Genomic DNA, 20,391 nt, shown 5'->3' with positions numbered 1-20,391 from the left:
CGAGCATGCGCTGACTATGCGCTGCCCCTAGGGTAGGTTGATCCCATAAAAGACGCGGCGACCGGGAGGCATGATCATGATTGGAAAATTCGCTGGTGGCCTGGCGGGGGCTGTTCTTGGTTTTGCCTGCATCGGTGCGTCTGTCGCGCAGGATGAACGCCCCCTGCGAGAGAGCTGGAGTGCGGACAATGGTAACGGCACCTATACGAACCCGCTGTTCTATGACGAGTTTTCAGACCCCGACATGATCCGTGTCGGGGATGACTACTACCTCACCGGCACGACCATGCATTCCATGCCGGGCTTGCCGGTGCTGCACTCGACAGATCTCGTCAACTGGGAGTTCCTCTCCTATGCGATGGACCGGCTGGACCTGGGCCCGGCTTTCCGGCTGGAGGGGGATGGCGAGGAATATGGTCAGGGCCTGTGGGCGCCGACATTCCGCCATTACGACGGCACGTTCTATATCTTCAGCAATGTGAACCGCCACAAGACGCAGATCTTTACGGCAACCGACCCGTGCGGGCCGTGGACCCATTCGGAGATGGATGAAAGTTTCCACGACCTCTCCATCCTGTTCGATGATGATGGCAAGGCCTATATCGTCTGGGGCTATCAGCAGATCCGTGTTGCCGAGCTGAACGAAGACCTGACCAATATCATTCCCGGTACGGAGCAGGTGGTGCTGGAAGCTGGCTCCGGCCTCGGCGAGGGTATTCATTTCTATAAGTTTGACGGCACTTACTTTCTTATCAGCGCGGAGTATCGCGATTCCATGCGCATGCCGGCGGCGCGGGCGCCATCGCCCTACGGCCCGTGGGAGGTGATCCGCGCGATTTCGGAGCATGAGGATTTCGGCCTGATGAAGGGCAGGGGTATCGCCACCAGCGACATCTTCCTGACCGGGCAGGAACCGCCTTTCGCCCTGACGCCTGCAGACCCGGCCTCACGCGACCGGCTGTCCCTGCATCAGGGCGGCATTGTCGAGACGCCGGAAGGCGAGTGGTGGGGCTTTTCGATGTATGACGCCAATTCTATCGGCAGGCTGACGGCCCTCTCGCCGGTCACGTGGAAAGATGGCTGGCCATGGTTCGGCCTGCCGGGTAATCTCGAACGCACACCGCGCACCTGGGTCAAGCCCGCCACCGGTCCAGTGCAATCGCCGAAAGCGCCTTATGCACGCAATGGTGACTTCGACGGTCCGGGCCTCGCCAATGTCTGGCAGTGGAACCATGTGCCGGTCGAGGAAGACTGGTCTCTGACGGAGCGGCCCGGCTATCTGCGGCTCAAGGCAGATGCTGCGGAGAACCTGCTGCGCGCCAGAACGACGCTGACCCAGCGCGCAATCGGCCCGCGGTCCGTGCCGACGGCCATCCTCGACACAACGGGGATGGCGGAGGGTGACCGCGCCGGGCTCGCCCTCTTCAACCGGCCCTATGGCTATATCGCGGTGGAGAGGACGGCTGACGGTTTCGATATTATCCGCGTCAATGAGAATGAGGGTGGGGTCACCGACCGCGTCAGCGTCGATGCCACCCGGGTCTGGCTGCGCGCCGATGCCGATTTCATGAGCGAGGAAGCGCAGTTCAGCTGGTCCGTGGACGGAGAGACGTTTGAGGAAATCGGCGAGCCGTTTTTCACCGTCTACCAGCTCTACACCTTCCAGGGCGTGCGCTATGCGCTGTTTGCGTTCAACCCGGAGGGCGAGACCGGCGGACAGGCCGATTTCGATTCTTTCAAGGTCCATGAACCGGCACCCTATGGCCTTGCGCCGATCCCCTTTGGCCGGTCCATCGATCTGACCGTGACCATGCTCGACGATGCACCGCAGGCGGACATTCTGGAACACGCTTTCGATGTTGTCGATGTCGGGCAGGGGCGTGTCCGCTTGGAGCGTGAGGGCCGGGCACTGACCGTTGCGAAGGATGGCGAGGTCAGCCTTGCGAAAGCGGGTCGCGATAGTCAGCATTTCCAGTGGAGCGAGACACCGACCGGTGAGATCGTGCTGATGTCGCTCGTCACCAATCGCTTTCTCCGCGTCGTGCCGGAGACAGGCGCGCTGCTGGCCAACAGTCCCGGGCCGGACCCTGACGGTCAGGACGGCGTCCGGTTCACCTGGGTCCTTGCGAAGGAGTAAAACCCTGCCGCCTCACTCGGTGTTCGTCTCGAAAAGCTCGAGTGTTACGGCCGCGGCCAACGCTTTGTACCCTTCAACGGAGGGGTGCAGGTGGTCATTGTCATATTCCGGCCTCAGGCGTTGCGGGTCTGCCGGATCGCGCAGGATTGCATCGAAGTCGAGAACGGCATCGAACGCCCCTGAATTACGGATCCAGTCATTGATCTGCTGGCGCGCCCTCTCGGTATTCTCGTTGAAGGGGTAGTAGTCGCCACCCTTGAACGGGGTGATCGTGGCGCCATATGCCTTGATATCGTGCGCATGGGCACGGGCGATCAGCTGTTCGTAGACGGCGATGATGTCACCCACCATCGCGTCATGGGCTTGCCTGTCATCGGGCGCAGTGCGGGCAAGGCCGCCGAGATCGTTGATGCCTTCAAAGATAATCACATGACCGATATTCGGATGGGCGATGACGTCACGCTCGATGCGCGAGGCGACATTGGGGCCGAGGCAGTTACGGGTCACGCAATTGCCGCCAAAGCCCATATTCAGCACAGAGATGTTTTGCGTGTCCGGGTTGGCCTGCAGGCGGCGGGCAAAGACGTCGGTCCAGCGGTCATTGCCATCGGTGGTCGAGCCATAGCCGTCGGTGATGGAATCACCGATCACCGCGATGGAGGCATGGTCGGCCGGGGCCAATACGTCGATACCGGCGATGTAATACCAGCGGGGCTGGTTGCGGGAGTTTTCCGTAATACCTTCTTCTTTCGCGGCGAACCATGTCGTCGTGCGTGAGCCCGGATGGCCGGTCTGGTTTTCCGGCGCCTCGCCAATGGTCATGGTAATCGCGATATCGTCGAAGGGAGTGACCGTGAAATCGACCGGGTCCGAATACCATGCCGCGCCTTGGGGTATGGTGATGCCTGGCGCGCCAGAGAAGGTGAGGGGCACGGTACTGCCTTGCTCGACCGCGATGCTGCCAGCGGCGGTGGCGTCAGCGATGACAACTCTCTCGATCTCCAGCGGGCCATCGCCGAACTCGTTGGAAAGGCGCACCCGGATCCGTTCGCCGGCAAGCGTCGGGCTCACGGTCTGGTGGATTGTCACATCGTCGGTGAAGCCGTCGGGCAGCTCATTGCGCTCCTCGACCAATTGCTGGCCCGTCGCCCATGACCCGACCCACTCGAGATCGTCAGTCTGCGCTGTGGCAATTGAAGTCAGCGCGAGGGCTGCCGCCGTAACGCAGAAGAAAAGCCTGCCGATCACCATTTTTATCCTCCCGATCTTTCGGGAGACTATGCAATGACCGGCCGGTCAGGTCCAGAGCGCGATTTTATCTCTGGAGCCAATTGATCAGCCCACGAACGCCTTTTCGATGACGAATTGCGACGGCGCGGCGTTGGATCCTTCATCGAGGCCGGCCTTTTCGACCAGCGCCTTGGTGTCATTGATCATCTCCATGGACCCGCAGATCATCACCCGGTCGGTTTTCGGGTTCAGCGGCGGTACGTTGAGGTGCTCGAACAGGGCGCCGGTCTCGATCAGGTCGGTGATACGGCCCATATGCTTGAATTCCTCGCGGGTGACCGAGGGGAAGTATTTCAGCTTGTCGCCGACGAACTCGCCGATCAGCGGGTCGTTCGGCAGGCTTTCCACGATCTTTTGCGAATAGGCGAGCTCGGCGACCTCGCGGCAGGTATGGGTGACGATGACCTCGTCGAATTTTTCATAGGTTTCCGGATCGCGGATGACGCTGGCGAAGGGCGCAAAGCCGGTGCCGGTGGAGAACATGTAGAGCCGCTTGCCCGGCGTCAGCGCGTCATGGACCAGCGTGCCGACCGGCTTGCGGCCGAGCAGCACCGTGTCGCCCGGCTGGATTTTCTGCAGGCGGGAGGTCAGCGGCCCGTCCTCAACCTTGATCGAGAAGAATTCCAGTTCCTCGTCCCAGGATGGGGAGGCGACTGAATAGGCGCGCAGGATCGGTTTCGGCTTTTCCGCGCCGGGCTCTGCCGGCAGGCCGATCATGACGAATTCGCCGGAACGGAAGCGGAAGCTCATCGGGCGGGAGATGCGGAAGGAAAACAGCCGGTCGGTGTAGTGCTCGACCGAGAGGACTTTTTCCTCGGTCGGGGCGTTCGGGTTCGCCGGTTTCGGTGCTGCGATCGCCGTCTCTGACATGAGCCTGCCTCATTCATTAGAAAAACTGATGCGGCTGCCGTCCGTCAGGGCAGGCAGCCGCGTATTCGAGCTAAATATAGCCGGGCACCGGTTTTTGCAACGCGATAATCGCCCACAAACGCGTCAGCCTGGCGATTTATTCGAGGCTCTGTAATAGAAAAACTAAAGAAAGCTCTCCGCCTCTTTCATTTTCATGCCCAGAGCCTCCGCGACGGCTTCGTGCGTGATCCAGCCATCGGCGACGTTCAGGCCGTTGCGCAAATGGCGGTCGGCCTTCATCGCCTTTTTCGGCCCCATATTGGCGATATTGACCACATGCGGAATGGTGCGGTTGTTGAGCGCAAAGGTCGAGGTGCGGGCCACGGCGCCCGGCATGTTGGCGACGCAATAATGGACGATGCCATCGACCTCATAGGTCGGGTTGTCGTGGGTGGTTGCCTTGGAGGTCTCAAAGCAGCCGCCCTGGTCGATGGCGATGTCGACAAGGACAGCGCCTTTTTTCATGGTCGAGAGCATGTCGCGGGTAATCAGCTTCGGGGCGGACCCGCCCGGCACCAGCACGGCGCCGATGACGAGATCGGCGTCCTTGACTGCTTCGGCGATGGCGCCGGTCGTGGAATAGACCGTCTGGACGCGGTTGCCGAAATGGTTGTCCAGCTCTTCCAGCCGGTTCAGGGATCTGTCGAAGATCGTCACGTCAGCATGCATGCCGACGGCCATCTGCGCAGCATGGAAGCCGGAGACGCCCCCGCCGAGGATCATGACATTGGCGGCCGAGACACCCGGCACGCCGCCGAGCAGCACGCCGCGCCCGCCCGATGCCATCTGCAGCGCATTGGCGCCGACCTGGATCGACATGCGCCCGGCCACCTCGGACATCGGTTTGAGCAGCGGCAGCCCGCCCTGATCGCTCGTCACCGTCTCATAGGCTATGGCCATGCAGCCGGATTCGACCAGTGCCTCGGCCTGTGGTTTGTCGGCGGCGAGGTGCAGATAGGTGAACAGGGTCTGGCCTTCCGACAGCATCGCGCATTCGTTGAGCTGCGGTTCCTTGACCTTCACGATCAGCTCGGCCTTCTCGAAAATCTCTTCCGGCGTGTCGACGATGCTGGCCCCGGCGGCGCGGTATTCATGGTCGCTGAAGTCGATGGCGCTGCCGGCATTGGTCTCGATCATCACCTCGTGGCCGGCGCGGGTCAGCTCCAGCACGCTGTCGGGTGTCAGGCCGACGCGGTATTCGCGGGTCTTGATTTCCTTCGGGCAGCCAACGCGCATGGGGGTCTCCTATGATTTACCAGGGGTATTTCTGGAACTGATTCTGCTTGCGGCCTTTTCTCTTAAAACCCCGGACGTGAAAAGAGCCCCGCGACAACTCGCTATGATGTTGCGCGAAATTGCCGCGCGGCCAGTCCGGCGTGCCGTTTGTCCGGCGGGGCTTGGACGCTTATGCTCATGCTGGGTGCGGCAGTTGCCAGCCTGCCGGGTTTGAGCCATGTAACGTCAAAGAGTAACGCTCAAGAACTCATACAATTTCAAGAGGATGCCCATGATCGATCATGAAGTCAGAGCCCACCCGTCAAAGGATGAGCTGAAACGCGAAGACCAGCTGGCCTGGAAGATGGCCGAGGTTGCCGCCGACCCCGTCGCCATCGATGACGACGTCGCCGACATGATCATCAACCGCATCATCGACAATGCCTCCGTCGCCATAGCCTCGCTCAACCGCGGGCCGATCAGGACGGCGCGGGCGCAGGCCCTGACGCACCCGCGCGAGGTCGGCGCCAGCCTGTTCGGCCTCGGCATCGGCGCCCATGTCTCTGCGGAATGGGCGGCCTGGGCCAATGGCACGGCGGTGCGCGAGCTCGATTATCACGACACCTTCCTTGCCGCCGACTATTCCCACCCGGGCGACAATATCCCGCCGCTGCTCGCCGTCGCCCAGCAAATGGGCAAGGATGGCAATCAGCTGATGCGCGCCATCGCGACGGGCTATGAAATCCAGGTCAATCTCGTCAAAGGCATCTGCCTGCACGAGCACAAGATCGACCACATCGCCCATATCGGCCCGTCGGTCGCCGCCGGTCTCGGCACGCTGCTCGATCTTGGCAAGGAAATCACCTACCAGTCGATCCAGCAGGCGCTGCACTGCACGGTCACGACGCGCCAGTCGCGCAAGGGCGAGATTTCCTCGTGGAAAGCCTTTGCCCCTGCCTATGCCGGCAAGACCGCGATCGAGGCCGTCGACCGCTGCATGCGCGGCGAGGGCGCGCCGTCGCCGATCTATGAAGGTGAGGATTCCATCATCTCCTTCATCCTCAATGGCCGCACGGCGCGGGACAAGGGCGACAGCCCCTACGGCCCGACCTATATCGTGCCGCTGCCGGGCAAGGGCGAGGCCAAACGCGCCATCATGGACACGTATACGAAGGAACATTCCGCCGAGTACCAGTCCCAGGCGCTGATCGACCTCGCCTTCCGCATGGGCAAGCAGATCGACGATTTCGACAAGGTCAAGTCCATCGTTCTGCACACGTCGCATCATACGCACTATGTCATCGGCACTGGCTCCGGCGACCCACAGAAGATGGACCCGAAGGCGAGCCGCGAAACGCTCGACCATTCGATCATGTATATCTTCGCCGTCGCCCTGCAGGATGGCGAATGGCACCACGAGAAATCCTATGCCCCCGAACGCGCCCGGCGCGAGGACACGGTGCGCCTGTGGCACAAGATTTCCACGACCGAAGACCCGGAATGGACACGCCGCTATCACAGCCATGACCCGAACGAGAAGGCCTTCGGCGCCCGCGTCGTCATCACCATGGAAGACGGATCGACCATCGAGGACGAGCTGGGCGTCGCCAATGCCCACCCGTTCGGCGCGCGCCCCTTCGTGCGCGAGCACTACATCCAGAAATTCTGCACCCTGACCGATGGCATCCTCGACAAGGAAGAAAGCGACCGTTTCCTCGACCTCGTCCAGCGCCTGCCGGAACTGACCGCCGCTGATGTGCGCGCCCTCAACCCCGCCGCGCCGCGCGAATATCTCGAGACGAATGAGCTGAAGGGGATCTTCTAGCGATATGGCAAGAAACAAACCCCGCCCCATTACCTATGGCATGGCGATCGGTCTGACTTTCGGGCTGCTCGTTCTGCTCGCCCTGCAGGTCCTGTGGATCGCGGTGCTGGTCGGCGTGGGGTCCGGTCTCGTCATCGGCATCGGCCTCCTGGTCAATTACCGCAACATCAAAGGCAAGAAAGGACGCAAACCATGAAGCTGTTCGGTCTTGCCTTGCTCGCTGCGTTGGTCGTCGGTGCGCTGATCGTTCTGCTGGTCGAGATCATCTGGATCGCGGTCATGGCGGTGGTGATCATGGTGCTCGCCGGCGCGATTTTCGCCCTGTGGAAGGGGCGCATCTCAGGGGGCGATGAGTGACGGCTGAGAAACCGGAAAAGCCGAACCCAGAGAGGCCGGCGATGAACCCGGCAGGCTTTGCCCTCGGCATCGCTGTCGGTACGTCCATCGGCGTTTCCCTTGGCGTCGCGCTCGACAATCTCGCCCTTGGAATCGCGCTCGGTGTTGCCATCGGCGCAGGGATCGGCACCTCTTTCGCTGTCGCGATGGGCAGTGCTGACAATAAAGACAAAACGGATAACGAGGACAAATAATGCTCTTTACAAAGAAGACCGTTGAACAGAAGCGTCGCGATTTCCGTGCCCAGCTGGCCGACGGCAAGCTGCACCAGTTCCCCGGCGCGTTTAACCCGCTCTGTGCCCAGCTGATCGAACGCAAGGGCTTTGACGGGGTCTATGTCTCCGGCGCCGTCATGGCCGCCGACCTCTGCCTGCCGGATATCGGCATCGCCAACCAGGAAGAGTTCGTCACCCGTGGCAAGCAGATCGCCCGCGTCACTGATCTTCCGGCCTTCATCGATATCGACACCGGATTTGGCGAGCCGATGAGCGCGGCCCGCACCATCCGCCTGATGGAAGAGGCGGGCCTTGCCGGCTGCCATATCGAGGATCAGGTGATGCCCAAGCGCTGCGGCCATCTCGACGGCAAGGAGATCGTCGACACCCACACCATGGTCCAGCGCGTGCGCGCCGCAGCTGACGCCAGGCTCGACCCGAATTTCGTGCTCATCGCTCGCTCCGACGCCCGCGCGGTGGAGGGGCTGGAGGCGTCCATCGACCGGATGAAGGCCTATGTCGATGCCGGCGCCGACATGATCTTCCCCGAGGCGATGAAATCCGAAAAGGAATTCGAGGCGGTACGCGAAGCGCTCGACGTGCCGATCCTCGCCAACATGACCGAGTTCGGCAAGAGCCGCCTGCTGAACAAAAAAGAGCTGGAAGACCTCGGCTTCAATGTCGTGATCTATCCGGTGACGACGCTGCGCCTGGCCATGGGTGAGGTCGAGCGCGGGCTGGATCACATTCTGGCCCACGGCGATCAGAATGGCATTCTCGATAAAATGCAGCACCGCAAGGACCTTTACGACCTGCTGCGCTACGAGGAATATAACCGCTTCGATCAGTCGCTGTTCAACTTCGAGGTCGGCGACACACCGATGGAGTAGACCCGGAGGAGGGGAGAGGGATCATGACACTGAAAGTAATCGGCGCTGGATTGGGCCGTACGGGAACGTTTTCGCTGAAGTTCGCGCTCGAGAAACTGCTCGACGAGCCTTGCTATCACATGTTCGAGCTGATGAAGCGGCCGCAGGACCTGCCGACGTGGAAGGCAGCCCTCGATGGCAATCCCCATGACTGGTCGGTGCCCTTTGCCGACTATGGCGCCGCCGTCGATTATCCGGTTGCGTATTTCTGGGAAGAGATCCTCGCTGCCTATCCTGACGCCAAAGTGATCCTGACGGTGCGCGACCCGGAAAGCTGGTACGACAGCGCGAAGAACACGATATACCAGTTCGAGCCGAATACCGCGGAAAAGCTCTCCATCGGCATGCGCTGGCTGTTCAAGCGCAGCCTGCGGACCATGGTGAAGTCCGGCCTCTATGCCGAGAAGCTGGTGTGGAAGACCCATTTCGAGGACCGCTTCGATGACAGGGATTTCGCGATCTCCGTCTTTGAGAAGCATAACCAGCATGTGCGCGATACCGTGCCAGCAGACCGGCTGCTGGAGTTCAACGTGAACCAAGGCTGGGGCCCGCTCTGCGACTTCCTCGGAACGCCGGTGCCAGACATGCCGTTTCCCCACGAGAATGAACGCGCCGCCTTCGCCGCCCGCCGCAAGGAAATGATGGGATGATGGGCCGCTTCGCCGAGGGGCTGGTGCCGCCCTATTTTGCGGTGATCTTCGCCAACCAGCTGCGTGATCCGGCGCCGGGATATGAAGCGATGGCAGAGCGCATGGCGGCGCTTGCCGAGACCATGCCGGGCTATCTCGGCGTCGAATCGACCCGCGACGCAGAAGGCTTCGGCCTCACTGTCTCCTACTGGGAAAGTGAAGCGGCGATTGCGCACTGGAAAAAGCAGTCGGATCACCTGGCGGCGCAAGACACAGGTATGCGTGAATGGTATGCCCGTTATCACTTGCGCGTGGCGCGGATCGAGCGGGCCTATGCTGGCCCCGATGGCCGCCCGGCGCTGACATGAAGAGATAAATGACGGAGGAAATGATGAGCGACGATATCAAATACGGCTTGGCCGGTGTCGTGACCGACGATACGGCGATCTCCAAGGTGATGCCGGAAACGAACTCGCTGACCTATCGCGGCTATCCGGTGCAGGATCTGGCGACGCAGGCCGATTTCGAGGAAACCGCCTATGTCATCTGGAATGGCGACTTGCCGAGCGCCAGCCAGCTGGAAGACTTCAAGAAACGCGAGAAAAGCGAGCGTGGGCTGTCGGATGATCTGGTGTCGGTTGTTGCCAAATACAACCGCGATGCCCACCCGATGGACACGGTGCGCACCTCTGTCAGTTTCCTCGGTCAGGAAGATCCGACCGCCGATGATTCATCGCCGGAAGGGCTGTATGACAAGTCCATCCGCATGATGGCGAAGATCCCGGAAATGGTTGCGGCGGATTATCGCCATCGCAAGGGCGAGAAGCCGATCGGGCCGGATGAGAGCCTGAGCTTTTCGGAGAACTTCTTCCACATGTGTTTCGGCGAGGTGCCGGCACCGGAAGTGATCAAGTGTTTCGATATTTCGATGACTCTGTATGCGGAGCACTCCTTCAATGCTTCTACCTTTGCCGCGCGGGTCATCGCCTCGACGACCTCGGATATCTATTCCGCCGTCACTGGTGCCATCGGCGCGCTGAAGGGGCCCCTCCATGGCGGCGCGAACGAAGCGGTCATGCATATGCTGAAGGAGGTTGGCGAGCCGGAGAGCGCCCGCGAATGGATGCTGACGGCGCTGAAAGAGAAGCGCAAAATCATGGGCTTTGGCCACCGGGTCTATCGTTCGGGCGACAGCCGCGTGCCGACCATGACCGATGCCTTCAAGGCGATGGTCGATATCATCGACACCGAGGAAGCCCGCAAATACTGGGAGATGTCGCGCATTCTCGACGACACCATGGTCGCGGCAAAGGGCATCTATCCCAATCTCGATTTCCCGGCGGGCCCGGCCTATTACCTGATGGGCTTTGACATTCCGATGTTCACACCGCTCTTCGTCATGGCGCGGATCACCGGTTGGACGGCGCATATCGCCGAGCAGCTGGACGAGAACAAGCTGATCCGTCCGCTGTCGAACTATACCGGCCCGGATGAGCGCTCGGTCACGCCGCTTGACGCGCGCTGAGGGACCCTGTCAGTCGCGGCCCGGTCTCGCGCCGGGCCGACCAGCGGCATATTGCCTGAAAATTCCCGAGCGGACTTTGTAATTGCCGTGGATGTCCGATGACGAGGCGGCGGGGGAGAAGAGGATGATCTCTCCTTCCTTTGCCGAGCTTGCGGCCATGGTGATCGCGTCTTCCAGCGTCTTGGTGCCATGGAAGCGGACGCCGAGGCCGGCTTCTTCTGCGGCATCGGCGAGCTTGCCAGCAGTGTCGCCAAAGCCATAGATGCGCACATCCTGGCGCAGGGCACAGGTCGCCATCAGATCGCCGAAGGACTGGCCGCGATCCTTGCCGCCGAGGATGAGATGGATCGGCGTACGCGCCCAGCGGGTGAGCGCCGACTCCGTCGCCTCCGGTACGGTGGCAAGGGAGTCATCGACCCAGACCTTGCCGTCTTTCGAAGTGATAATCTGCTGGCGGCATTCAAGGCCGGACCATGTCGGCAGGTGTTTCTCCAGCGCGTCGTACATTGTGACCGGTTCTGCAAGGCCGCGGGCCTTGGCAATGGCGATGGCGGTGCGCAGCGCCATGACCATGGTCGGTGCCTTGAACGCTTCGTTGTGGTCGGCAGGGCGAAATGTCAGTCCCTGTCCGAGAAAGATGGTGCCCGCCGTGATCGGCACAACATCCTCGAAATAGCGCACGCCGTCAGGCTTTTCCGACAGATAGGGTTTCAGCTCGCTGCTGGTCAGGCCGGGCGCTGGCGGGTCAAAGAACCATGGCCGCATTTTCGCCTCGGCATAGGCCTCGTGCGTGCCGTGCCAGTCCGTATGCTCCGTATAGAGAGAGGTGACGGTGTGAAAGACATCTGCCTGCGGCAGGTCGTGCATCATGTAGGAGGACAGCTCGAATACGCAAATCGTGTCCGGCCCGGGATTAGCCTCATAGGGTGTGCGGCCGATATTCCCCATCTCCTCGGCCTTTACCCCGCACCATTTAAGGAGGCTCGCTGTCAGGCTGGCGGTCGAGCTCTTGCCCTTTGTGCCGGTGATGGTGATCGTGCCTGCACGGGCGTGCTGCGAGATCCAGTAGCCGGTCGGCGTCGTCGAGGCGATGCCGGCCTCGGCCATGGCGGCAACGATCCTGTTGCGCGGCGGAATGCCAGGGGAGCGCAAATAGAGCGTCGTCTCGCGGTTCTCGTCAGGAACGGCAACCCGATTCTCCTCCGCGAAGCTGATGCGTTCATTGTGGCGCAGCGCCTCCGGAAGGCGCTCGACCGCTTCGGCCTTGTCGATCGCGATGATCCGGCATTGGGAGCGCTCGAGGAACCAGGGCAGGGTGGCGCGGCCCTCGACGCCGAGGCCATGCATGATCAGCAGGCTGATATCCTGTTCAGAGCGCACGGGCAGCCTCCAAGAATTTTTCCGGCACAAAGTGGCGCGGCGCCTCGCGCAGACCGTCATCCCAGAATGCCTGCAGCTCCGCGGGCGTGTTCCGCGCCAGCACGTCGGGCAACAGCGCGCGGACGACGGCCACGTCCTTCCAGTCAGCCATCAGGCTGATCTGATAGAGCGTGGCGCGGCATTCGTCGATTGTGCCGACGCAGTCCCACGGCTTTGTCTCGGTCAGGCCAAGCAGTTCGCGATAGACGGGAATCAGGTCTTTCTTGTCCGGAAACAGGGCCGGGAAGATCGCCTCGGCCTCATGGCGAGGCATGTGCGGAGCGAGCATCAGGGAGGTGAAGGCGCATTTGGCGCAGTCGCCGCACCACCGGGGCGAGTCATCGCCGGTGATCTGGAAATTGCGATTGCAGCTCGTGAACTTTACCTTGGGCAGCGTCGTGCCGGCAAAGGCGCGGGCGATCCAGATTTCCGACCACGGCCGCAGGATGGAGAAATAGTCCGGCGCGCCAGGATCGGCGGCATGGATCGCGGCGCGCAGCTTCTCCTCGAAAAAGCTTGACTTGGAGTACTGGTGATTGGCGCTGAGGCCGCCCAGCTCCATGGTCGGTTCGTCTGCGGAGCGTTCATTCGCGAAGATCGCGTATCTTGCTCCGGTCAGGCGGCCGAGGATGACCAGCATCAGCGAGTTGATGGCGGTGATCGGCACGTGACCGTTGAAGGCGCCCCCTTCCTCTGGCGGGACGGCATTCACCTCGCGGATTTTCGGGTCGAGGGTGCGGCGCATAAAGTGGACCGGCGTTACGGACGTGCCCTGTATCGTGTTGGCGACCTTGTCCGACATGACAGAGGAAGACGCCGCCCAGGAGATACCAGCCTGTTCCACGATGCGTTCGGCGACGTAAGAGTCCTTGCCGCCGCCGAAAGCGACGAGGGCGTCGGCAATCTGAGGGAAGGAAGCTGCACCGCCCTGATGGGGCTGGTGGCGCTTTCCCTCGAACTCGAACCGGAGGTCGGTCGGCCAGGGCAGGCCGGCGCGGACATAGAATTCGGCGAGGCCATCCGTGTAGAGACTTCCCGCCATCTCCCGCGCTTCAAGGCCGAGGTCGCCGGGCAGGGCCAGTCTGTACGCCGCTGCGCATTTGTAATAGCTGACGCCGAGGGCCGCATGGAGAAGGTCGATCAAACCCGCCAGTCCCTCGTCGATATGATCCGTCAGCGCGCTTTCCAGTGTCGGCCAGGCGACGGTCTCGCGGAACGCGCCGAAGCGCGAGCAGGTGAAATGAAAATGGATAGCGGGTTTGGTCTCGTCAGCCTGCCATCCGGCAAGCGCGAAACGCTCGGCCCGCTTGGGGGTGTCTGTCATGCGTCGTTCCGTTTCGCCTCTTCTCTAGAGCCAATTGCCTTAACAAGACAATATTTCGCCCGGCAGCTTCACGGCAAAATGGGGCGACAGCATGATTTCAGCTTGATCAGTGGAAACGGATCGAGACGGTGACGGTTCCGATGATGTCGGTCAGCCGGTCGACATAGAGGGTTTCGTGGTTGGGATCGCTGGAATAGGGCTCAAGCCGCGACGGTTCCTTTCGCCAGCGCCTGAGCAGAGGCGATCCGTCCTCGCGCCGGATCAGGACGATGTCGCTGTCGGCCGGCACGCGGTGGTTATAGTCGATCACCACGAGGGTGTTGGACGGGAAGGCGAGATTCATCGCCGCATCGGCGGAGAAAAAGCCGAACATGCGCTCGCTGCCCGAGGTGACCGGGATATAGTCGGTCGCGATTTCGTGTGGGTCGAAATTCTCGTGCTCCAGCATGCGCACCGTCTCGGCATAGGGGATGACCGGCACATGGTGGATCGCCCGGCGCAGATAGGCGGCGGCCGGGTGCTTGTCGCGTTCGGCCATGGAGCGCTCGCCGGAGGCTAGCCAGCCTAGATTGACGTGCAGCGCCTCGGCGAGCTTGGCGAGCATGAGCTGACGCGGGTCGTGGACCCCGGTTTCCCAGTTCGCGACGGTGGGCTGGGAGACACCGAGGCGCAGGGCGAGATCGGCCTGGTTGAGGCCGATTGTCTTGCGCGCGGATTTGATTCTCGCCCCTATCGACCCCACATCCCCTTCAGCCGCCGGCTCCGGCGCGTTCTGGTTGGGATAGGCATATCTCGCCATGATCTTCACTTTGTCCATAATATTAGCCTAACCTATAGAACTTTATAAAACAACATATTTGAACCCTGAATGTTAGCGCTAAACATTGATTTTGCACTGCAGCAAATGAATTTCCTATAAATGTTATCAGGCTAAACTATTTTTCGTGTGGACAAGATAAGGATTCTCTGCTTGCTTACAGGTATAAAAAGGTCACCCAAGCACAGGAGGAAATCGACCCATGTCAGACTTGTGTACAAAGGACGGCGCCCACCGTTTGCAAAATCTGATTGCCGACTATTGGCGTAGAAAAGGGTTTGATGTCGATGTGAAGCTCGTCAATGAGGGCTTTGTCTCGACCATGCGTTCCGCGCGGACCGATATTCGCAGCGACATGGTCAACGGCATGCCGCGGCGGATCAACCAGCAGGCGCATGCATAAGTAGACTTTTGTCGTTACAGATTGGACAGAAGGCCGGGCAAGGCGTCGAAGGCGTCGAACCACCCGGCCTTTTTCTTTTGCTCGTCGGTGAATCTGCCATAGCCGAAAGAGGCGATGAGGCAGGGCATGCCGGCGGATAGGGCCGCGGAGAGGTCCGTCATGGTATCGCCGATCATTACGCCGCGACCGCGGCCGGTCCGGTTGACACATTCCAGCAAGGGTTCGGGCGCCGGTTTGTAGGTCGCCAGCGTGTCACGGCAAATGATTGTGTCGAAGCGATCCGTCAATCCCGTCGCGTCGAGCAGCGCAAATCCCAGTTTTTCGGTCTTGTTGGTGCATACGGCTAGAGCGGCGCCGTTTGCCGCCAGCGCATCAAGCATTGATTCGCAGCCAGGGAAGGGCCTGCTCTCATCGGCGATGTGATCGACGTACCAGTCAATGAACCTGCCGATATGACGCTGCATCTCTTCTTCTGCGATACCGGCCGGGTCATATTCGGCAAAGCCCCGCTCCAGCAGTGCGCGGGCGCCATTGCCGACGAGCCCGCGGACCTTTTCCAGGGGCAGGGGCGGGTGACCCTCCAGAGCCAGCACATGGTTCATCGCGTTGGCGAGATCCGGCGCCGAATCGACCAGTGTTCCGTCGAGATCGAAAATCACCACCATGTCCTGAAATACCATGCAAACTGCCCCTTTATGTCTTCACAAGCCTTCTAGGATGCGGCGGCGAAAAGAAAAACCCGCTTTAGGGCGTTGATTACCGGTTCGGTGCCATAATACGAAACGAATCGTCATTTAGAGAGCGCGGGAAAGCCCGCTATGCCGAACGCTGAAGGACCCTGTATATGACCAGCACCGCCACGCCCGGCACCGCCATCGTGATACTGGCCGCAGGCCATGGCACCAGGATGAAATCATCCCTGCCAAAGGTGCTGCACCCCGTCGCCGGCCTGCCGATGCTGGGCCATGTCATCAAGACCGCGAAAAGCCTGTCGCCGGAACGGCTGTGCGTCGTCATGGGCGATCATGCCCCGCAAGTGGGGGAGGCGGCGACCGCTTTCACGCCGGATGCCCAGATCTTCGTTCAGGCGCCACCGCGCGGCACCGGCGATGCCGTCAGATGTGCCCTGCCGGGTCTTGAGGGTTTCAACGGCGCCGTCTTCGTTCTGTATGCCGATACACCGCTGATCACGCCGGAAACATTGCAGCGCATGGCGTTGGGCATGAATGCCGGCACCGCCGTCAGCGTGCTCGGCTTCACCCCGCCGGACCCCGGGGCCTATGGCCGGTTGATCCTCGACGGCACGGGCGCGCTCGCCCGCATCGTCGAGGCCAGGGATGCGAGCGAGGAAGAGCTTTCCGTGCGCCTGTGCAATTCCGGCGTCATGGCGATCCGCTCCGATGTGCTGTTCGACCAACTGCCGAAGATCGGCAATGACAATGCCAAGGGGGAGTATTACCTCACCGATATCGTCAGGCTGGCGCGCCAGGCTGGCGGTCGATGTGCCGTAGTCGAGGGCGACGCGGATGAAGTGCTGGGCGTGAACTCCCGTGTCGAACTGGCCGAAGCGGAAGCGGTGTTCCAGCGCCGTACCCGCAAACGCATGATGGAGGCAGGTGTGACCCTCGCCGATCCGTCCACTGTGTATTTCTCCTACGACACGCAGATCGGCAACGACGTGATGGTCGGCCAGAATGTCGTCTTCGGGCCTGGCGTGATGGTCGAGAGTGGGGCGCAGATCAAGCCATTCAGCCATCTCGAAGGCGCCAGTGTGAAATCCGGCGCTGCCATCGGCCCCTATGCCCGGTTGCGCCCCGGCGCGGAAATCGGCACGAAGGCCAAGATCGGCAATTTCGTCGAGATCAAGAACTCGGTCATCCATAGCGGCACCGCCGTCAGCCATCTGAGCTATATCGGCGATGCGGAGATCGGCGCTGATTGCAATATCGGCGCGGGGACCATCACCTGCAATTATGACGGCTACAGAAAATACAAGACCATTATCGGCGCCAATGCCTTTATCGGGTCCAACACGGCGCTGGTCGCGCCGGTGACCGTCGGCGACGGTGCGTTTGTCGGCTCCGGCTCGGTCGTGACCGAGGATGTGGCTGGTGACGCCCTCGCGCTCGCTCGCGGGCGGCAGGTGGAAAAGCCGGGCTGGGCGATCAGCTTTCGCAAGAAAATGACGGAAACGGAGTAACAGCGCATGTGCGGCATCATCGGCATCATCGGCAAGAGCGAGGTTTCGGACAGGCTGGTCGAGGGGCTCGCCCGGCTGGAATATCGCGGCTATGACAGTGCCGGTATCGCGACGCTGACCGGCGGCGCGATCGAGCGCCGCCGCGCCGTCGGCAAGCTGCAGGCCCTGCGCGAGACGCTGGCCGGGAACGCGCTGCCGGGCGTCATCGGCATCGGCCATACGCGCTGGGCGACCCATGGCGCGCCGACCGAAGGCAATGCCCACCCGCATGCGACGGAACAGGTTGCGGTCGTCCATAATGGCATCATCGAGAATTTCGCCGATCTGAAGGATGAGCTTCAGCAAAAGGGCCACCGGTTCGCGACGCAGACGGATTCGGAAGTCATCGCGCATCTCGTCACATTCTATCTCGCGGAGGACAATGATCCGGTCACGGCCTTTCACAAGGCGCTGAAGCGGCTCGAAGGGGCGTTTGCCATCGCCGTGCTGATACGCGGTGAAGATGATCTGATGCTCGGCGCGCGCAAGGGCTCGCCCCTCGCCATCGGGCGCGGCGACGGGGAGATGTATCTCGGCTCCGACGCCTATGCGCTGGCGCCGTTCACCAATCGCGTCACCTATCTGAAGGATGGCGACTGGGCGATCATCACCCGCGAGGGCGCCGAGATCCGCGATGGCGCTGGCAATGCGGTCAGACGCGAGGAGAAACTCTCCGATGCCTCCGCCGCGCTGGTCGACAAGGGCGGCCATCGCCATTTCATGGCCAAGGAAATCTACGAGCAGCCTGAGGTGATCGGTCATACGCTGTCATCCTTCATCGATCCGATCACCAGCAAGGTACGCCTGCCGGGCAAGGGCATCGACTTCCGCGGCATCGACCGGCTGACCATGTCAGCCTGCGGCACTGCCTATTTCGCCGGGCTGATCGCCAAATACTGGTTCGAGGAATGGGCCCGCCTGCCGGTCGAAATCGATATCGCCTCGGAACTGCGGTATCGCCATGTTCCGTATCCTGAAAAAGGCGTCGCCCTGTTCATCTCCCAGTCCGGCGAGACGGCGGACACGCTCGCGGCCCTGCGCGATGCGCGCGAGCATGGCCAGACCATCGCTGCGCTGGTCAACGTGCCGGAGTCGACGATTGCGCGCGAAGCGGATGCCCTGTTCCCGACCCATGCCGGTCCGGAGATCGGCGTCGCCTCGACCAAGGCGTTCACCTGCCAGCTCGCCTCGCTTGCCGCTGTCGCCATCGCCGCCGGCGTCCAGCGCGGCCATCTCGACGAGAAGGAAGAGAAACGGCTGGTCGAAGGCCTGCTCGGCATGCCGCGCCATATGTCGGAAGCGCTAGCAATGGCGGGAGAAGTGGAGGCCATCGCCGCCGATCTCGCCAAGGCGCGCGACGTGCTGTATCTCGGTCGCGGCATCTCCTTCCCCATGGCGCTGGAAGGGGCGCTGAAGCTGAAGGAAATCTCCTATATCCATGCCGAGGGCTATGCGGCGGGCGAGTTGAAACACGGGCCCATCGCGCTGATAGACGAAAATGTGCCGGTCATCGTGGTCGCGCCGGATGACGCGCTGTTCGACAAGACCATCTCCAATATGCACGAGGTCATGGCCCGCGGGGGCAAATGCATGCTGATTTCCTCGGAAAAAGGCATCAGGGCTGCAGGGCGGTCCGGCGACTTGTGGGCTTCGCTCGCCGTGCCGGAATGCGACCCGCTTCTCGCCCCTTTGCTGTACGCCATTCCGATCCAGCTGCTTGCCTATCATACCGCCGTTGCGAAAGGCACGGATGTCGACCAGCCGCGCAATCTCGCCAAGTCCGTAACGGTTGAATAATTGCCGAACTGGTTTAAGGCTAGGATAGTAGAGGCCACAACCCGAGGAGAGAGAAAATGGGTTTTGTTGACGCCGTAAAGACGGTTTACACGAATTATGTGAATTTCCAGGGCCGGTCCGGCCGCGCCGAATTCTGGTGGTTCGTCCTGTTTTATCTGATTGTCGTTATCGTGCTGTCGCTGCTGGGCGAGGTCGGCAGGTTGCTGAGCACGCTTTTCTGGCTCGCCAGTATATTGCCGGGACTCGGCGTTTCAGTACGGCGCCTGCATGATACCGGGCATTCCGGTTGGTGGATTCTCCTGAATCTGATCCCGCTTATTGGTTTCATCATCTTGATCATCATGTCCTATGCCAGAGCGAGCCAGGGCCCGAACCAGTACGGTCCGCCGGCTGAAGGCGGTGGCGCAATGCCGATCAGCGACGACAGTACCGCCGTTTGATCTCCCGCAGCTGATTTTCAGTAGTCTGCAGAACCCCGCGACGTGCCGTCGCGGGGTTTTGTGTTGGCGGCGGCGTGGTGCACAGGCTTGCGGTGTCGGCAGGTTTTTGCTTTAGCTTGGCGTACACCACCGTGAGGAACGATCCATGTCCGCCGACTCCCAGAAAAGACGCGCTGCCGCCGCTGCGCTCGAACATGTAACCAACGGGATGACCCTCGGGATCGGCTCCGGCTCAACCGCGAAACACCTGGTCGAACTGCTGGGCGAGAAGGTCAGGGCCGGCCTCACCGTTCTCGGCATTCCGACCTCCGAGGAGACCAGGCGTCTTGCGACAGAGGCCGGGATCGACCTGGTCGAGCCGGACGAGATGACCCGGATCGATCTGGTGATCGATGGCGCCGACGAGGTGGATCCGGACCTTAACCTGATCAAGGGTGGCGGGGGGGCGCACCTGCGCGAGAAGATCATTGCCGCGGCCGGCCAGCGCATGATCGTGATTGCCGACAAGTCCAAGAAGGTCGCCCAGCTCGGCAAGTTTCCGCTGCCGGTCGAGATCGAGCGCTTTTCGTGGCCGCTGACAGTGCAGGCGATTCGCAAGGCACTGGCCGAGAATGACCTGAAGTCCGCCACCCTGAAATTGCGGCCCGGGGCACGGGACGCTGGCGGCGGCGTCTATCTGACCGACAGCAACAATTATATCGCCGATATTCAGTGTACCCGTATCGCCGATCCTGCCGCGCTGGATGCGGCGTTGCGGGCCATCCCGGGCGTGATCGAGACGGGGCTGTTCGTCGGCATTGCCGACCTCGCCATCTTCGGAACCGATCGCGGCGTCGAGACATTGGGCGCGTAACCCGTGACGGCAAGAAGGTAAGGCGAATT

The 20,391-nt window shown here is 61.5% G+C and carries 21 protein-coding genes; 14 read left to right on the top strand and 7 right to left on the bottom strand.

Annotation, left to right across the window (positions count from 1 at the left end; translation table 11 throughout):
• The first annotated feature begins 76 nt into the window (after positions 1-76).
• Positions 77-2,137: a glycoside hydrolase family 43 protein gene (locus IEV88_RS08310; protein WP_188158889.1), complete on the top strand. Its 2,061-nt coding sequence runs from the start codon at positions 77-79 to the stop codon at positions 2,135-2,137.
• A gap of 12 nt (positions 2,138-2,149) precedes the next feature.
• Here the strand turns inward: IEV88_RS08310 and IEV88_RS08305 are convergent, their stop codons facing one another.
• From IEV88_RS08305 to ald, 3 genes are all read right to left on the bottom strand, one after another.
• Complete coding sequence (locus IEV88_RS08305; RefSeq protein ID WP_188158890.1) at positions 2,150-3,388, bottom strand: SGNH/GDSL hydrolase family protein; 1,239 nt, start codon at positions 3,386-3,388, stop codon at positions 2,150-2,152.
• Between the two features lie 84 nt (positions 3,389-3,472).
• Entirely contained in the window at positions 3,473-4,297 is an 825-nt protein-coding gene (locus IEV88_RS08300; RefSeq protein ID WP_188158891.1) for a ferredoxin--NADP reductase, read from the bottom strand.
• A gap of 162 nt (positions 4,298-4,459) precedes the next feature.
• On the bottom strand, positions 4,460-5,572 hold the full coding sequence (ald, locus tag IEV88_RS08295) for an alanine dehydrogenase (RefSeq protein WP_188158892.1): 1,113 nt from the start codon (positions 5,570-5,572) through the stop codon (positions 4,460-4,462).
• 271 nt (positions 5,573-5,843) lie between these two features.
• On the opposite strand from ald, the gene IEV88_RS08290 reads away from it, so the two are divergent.
• From IEV88_RS08290 to IEV88_RS08255, 8 genes are read left to right on the top strand one after another with little or no spacing between them, the layout of a single operon-like run.
• Positions 5,844-7,376: an MmgE/PrpD family protein gene (locus IEV88_RS08290; RefSeq protein WP_188158893.1), complete on the top strand. Its 1,533-nt coding sequence runs from the start codon at positions 5,844-5,846 to the stop codon at positions 7,374-7,376.
• A gap of 4 nt (positions 7,377-7,380) precedes the next feature.
• Positions 7,381-7,572 (top strand): hypothetical protein, encoded by a 192-nt coding sequence (locus IEV88_RS08285; RefSeq protein ID WP_188158894.1) that lies wholly within the window; start codon positions 7,381-7,383, stop codon positions 7,570-7,572.
• Positions 7,569-7,733, top strand: a complete 165-nt coding sequence (locus IEV88_RS08280; protein WP_188158895.1) for a hypothetical protein — start codon at positions 7,569-7,571, stop codon at positions 7,731-7,733. Before IEV88_RS08285 ends, IEV88_RS08280 begins: the two co-directional genes overlap by 4 nt.
• Positions 7,730-7,966, top strand: a complete 237-nt coding sequence (locus IEV88_RS08275; protein WP_206711233.1) for a hypothetical protein — start codon at positions 7,730-7,732, stop codon at positions 7,964-7,966. The genes IEV88_RS08280 and IEV88_RS08275 overlap by 4 nt, the downstream gene beginning before the upstream one ends.
• A complete protein-coding gene (gene prpB / locus IEV88_RS08270) occupies positions 7,966-8,877 on the top strand; it encodes a methylisocitrate lyase (RefSeq protein WP_188158896.1) in 912 nt (303 codons plus the stop codon). The genes IEV88_RS08275 and prpB overlap by 1 nt, the downstream gene beginning before the upstream one ends.
• A gap of 23 nt (positions 8,878-8,900) precedes the next feature.
• Entirely contained in the window at positions 8,901-9,566 is a 666-nt protein-coding gene (locus IEV88_RS08265) for a sulfotransferase family protein (protein WP_188158897.1), read from the top strand.
• Positions 9,563-9,913, top strand: a complete 351-nt coding sequence (locus tag IEV88_RS08260; protein WP_206711234.1) for an antibiotic biosynthesis monooxygenase family protein — start codon at positions 9,563-9,565, stop codon at positions 9,911-9,913. The genes IEV88_RS08265 and IEV88_RS08260 overlap by 4 nt, the downstream gene beginning before the upstream one ends.
• 23 nt (positions 9,914-9,936) lie before the next feature.
• Positions 9,937-11,070, top strand: a complete 1,134-nt coding sequence (locus tag IEV88_RS08255; RefSeq protein WP_229731437.1) for a bifunctional 2-methylcitrate synthase/citrate synthase — start codon at positions 9,937-9,939, stop codon at positions 11,068-11,070.
• A gap of 9 nt (positions 11,071-11,079) precedes the next feature.
• Here IEV88_RS08255 and murD read toward each other — a convergent pair whose 3' ends face one another.
• From murD to IEV88_RS08240, 3 genes are all read right to left on the bottom strand, one after another.
• Complete coding sequence (murD, locus tag IEV88_RS08250; RefSeq protein ID WP_188158899.1) at positions 11,080-12,450, bottom strand: UDP-N-acetylmuramoyl-L-alanine--D-glutamate ligase; 1,371 nt, start codon at positions 12,448-12,450, stop codon at positions 11,080-11,082.
• The gene (locus IEV88_RS08245) at positions 12,440-13,813 is read right to left on the bottom strand and encodes a MurL-like N-terminal domain-containing (protein ID WP_188158900.1); all 1,374 of its coding nucleotides are present in this window, start codon (positions 13,811-13,813) and stop codon (positions 12,440-12,442) included. Before IEV88_RS08245 ends, murD begins: the two co-directional genes overlap by 11 nt.
• A 106-nt stretch (positions 13,814-13,919) precedes the next feature.
• On the bottom strand, positions 13,920-14,630 hold the full coding sequence (locus IEV88_RS08240) for a helix-turn-helix domain-containing protein (protein WP_188158901.1): 711 nt from the start codon (positions 14,628-14,630) through the stop codon (positions 13,920-13,922).
• Between the two features lie 202 nt (positions 14,631-14,832).
• Here IEV88_RS08240 and IEV88_RS08235 point away from each other — a divergent pair, with 202 nt between their 5' ends.
• Positions 14,833-15,033, top strand: coding sequence for a hypothetical protein (locus tag IEV88_RS08235; protein WP_188158902.1), 201 nt, complete (start codon positions 14,833-14,835; stop codon positions 15,031-15,033).
• Between the two features lie 14 nt (positions 15,034-15,047).
• Here the strand turns inward: IEV88_RS08235 and IEV88_RS08230 are convergent, their stop codons facing one another.
• Positions 15,048-15,713 (bottom strand): HAD-IA family hydrolase, encoded by a 666-nt coding sequence (locus IEV88_RS08230; protein ID WP_188158903.1) that lies wholly within the window; start codon positions 15,711-15,713, stop codon positions 15,048-15,050.
• Positions 15,714-15,877: 164 nt separating this feature from the next.
• Between IEV88_RS08230 and glmU the strand changes: the two genes are divergently transcribed.
• The 4 genes from glmU (at position 15,878) to rpiA (ending at position 20,362) form a co-directional block, all read left to right on the top strand.
• Complete coding sequence (gene glmU, locus IEV88_RS08225; RefSeq protein ID WP_188158904.1) at positions 15,878-17,233, top strand: bifunctional UDP-N-acetylglucosamine diphosphorylase/glucosamine-1-phosphate N-acetyltransferase GlmU; 1,356 nt, start codon at positions 15,878-15,880, stop codon at positions 17,231-17,233.
• 6 nt (positions 17,234-17,239) lie between these two features.
• A complete protein-coding gene (glmS, locus tag IEV88_RS08220) occupies positions 17,240-19,069 on the top strand; it encodes a glutamine--fructose-6-phosphate transaminase (isomerizing) (RefSeq protein WP_188158905.1) in 1,830 nt (609 codons plus the stop codon).
• Positions 19,070-19,125: 56 nt separating this feature from the next.
• Positions 19,126-19,509 (top strand): DUF805 domain-containing protein, encoded by a 384-nt coding sequence (locus IEV88_RS08215; RefSeq protein WP_188158906.1) that lies wholly within the window; start codon positions 19,126-19,128, stop codon positions 19,507-19,509.
• Positions 19,510-19,654: 145 nt separating this feature from the next.
• Entirely contained in the window at positions 19,655-20,362 is a 708-nt protein-coding gene (rpiA, locus tag IEV88_RS08210; RefSeq protein WP_188158907.1) for a ribose-5-phosphate isomerase RpiA, read from the top strand.
• Positions 20,363-20,391 lie beyond the last annotated feature (29 nt).

The sequence above is a fragment of the Aquisalinus flavus genome, from assembly GCF_014640095.1.
GTDB classification, from domain to species: domain Bacteria; phylum Pseudomonadota; class Alphaproteobacteria; order Caulobacterales; family Parvularculaceae; genus Aquisalinus; species Aquisalinus flavus.
This window is presented reverse-complemented; position numbering and strand designations above follow the sequence as displayed.